Source organism: Mesorhizobium sp. WSM4806, assembly GCF_055811635.1.
The window spans coordinates 1-527 of sequence record NZ_JBVVQZ010000071.1; the positions used below are offsets into that span (position 1 = coordinate 1).

Annotated in this window: 1 protein-coding gene; it reads right to left on the reverse strand. The window is 65.3% G+C overall.

Annotated features, from left to right (window positions below):
• A partial coding sequence (locus AC0L2M_RS34625; RefSeq protein WP_473537273.1) for a transposase occupies window positions 1-373 on the reverse strand: 373 nt, incomplete at its 3' end.
• Between the last annotated feature and the right edge of the window lie 154 nt (window positions 374-527).

Sequence of the window (527 nt, forward strand, 5' to 3'; positions counted from 1 at the left end):
TCATGCCCATCGCCTTGACCAGGTCGTCGACCGAGCGCGTCGAGATACCCTGGACGTAGGCCTCCTGGATGACGGCGATCAGCGCCTTCTCGGCCATGCGCCGCGGCTCAAGGAAGCTCGGGAAGTAAGAGCCCTTCCTGAGCTTGGGGATGCGCAGCTCGACGGTGCCGGCCCGCGTCTCCCAGTCTCTGTCGCGGTAGCCGTTGCGCTGGACAAGCCGCAGTGGGTTCTTCTCGCCATGGGCCGCGCCGGTGGCGGCGCCCACCTCCAGCTCCATCAGCCGCTCGGCGGCAAAGCCGATCATCTCGCGCAGGATATCGGCATCGGGGGTCTTCTCTACGAGCGTGCGCAGGTTCATCATGTCGTTGGTCATCGGTGGTTCCTTCGAATCAGGTTGTGTCAGCAACCCAACCCTACCGAAGAACATCGATGACCGCCGCTGCGCCGCTCGCTCGCTACAGCGCTGTTGAGGGCGCTCGCGAGCGGCTTCGCTATCGCCGACCTACACCACGCGGTGGGACACGACC